Source organism: Microbulbifer epialgicus (genome assembly GCF_041447265.1).
GTDB lineage: Bacteria > Pseudomonadota > Gammaproteobacteria > Pseudomonadales > Cellvibrionaceae > Microbulbifer > Microbulbifer epialgicus.
The window spans coordinates 1-515 of the sequence record NZ_JBGMEK010000296.1 but is presented as its reverse complement, the minus strand read 5'-3'; the positions used below and the strand labels follow the sequence as shown (position 1 = coordinate 515).

Sequence of the window (515 nt, the reverse complement as noted above, 5' to 3'; positions counted from 1 at the left end):
TTTCCCTTCGAGCTGCATGGGCACGCAGCGATTTCGGACTTTCTTGCGATGACGCCTTTTGCCTGGAAGGGTAACCGGGAGGCGCGAGCGGAACTGGAGCAGCAGGAGAGTCTGATACTTGAGGCGGACTTTATTGTGCGCCGCTTTATCAAGCGCAATTAACTTGGCAGCGATTGGCGTACGCTGTATGCGCGCGCTGGCATTTTGTGTCGTAGAGGTATAAGAAAGATTTATGGCAACACCGAAAGACTATGCATTTATGCGCAGAGCGCTGGAGTTAGCACAGCTTGCTGCAGAAAGGGGAGAGGTGCCGGTCGGGGCGGTACTGGTGCGCGAAGGCCAGGTCATCGGTGAGGGCAGCAACCGGCCTATTGGCAATTGCGATCCCAGTGCCCATGCGGAAATTGTCGCACTGCGCCGTGCCGCTGACGCTGAGCAAAACTATCGTCTGCCAAACACTACGCTTTACGTCACTATTGAGCCCTGCACTATGTGTTTTGGCGCTCTTATGCATG

General features: G+C 55.1%; 1 protein-coding gene. It reads left to right on the top strand.

The window, feature by feature from the left end; translation table 11 throughout:
* Positions 1–232 precede the first annotated feature (232 nt).
* Positions 233–515: nucleoside deaminase (locus tag ACCI49_RS25090; RefSeq protein WP_371841985.1), on the top strand; the 283-nt coding region annotated here is incomplete at its 3' end.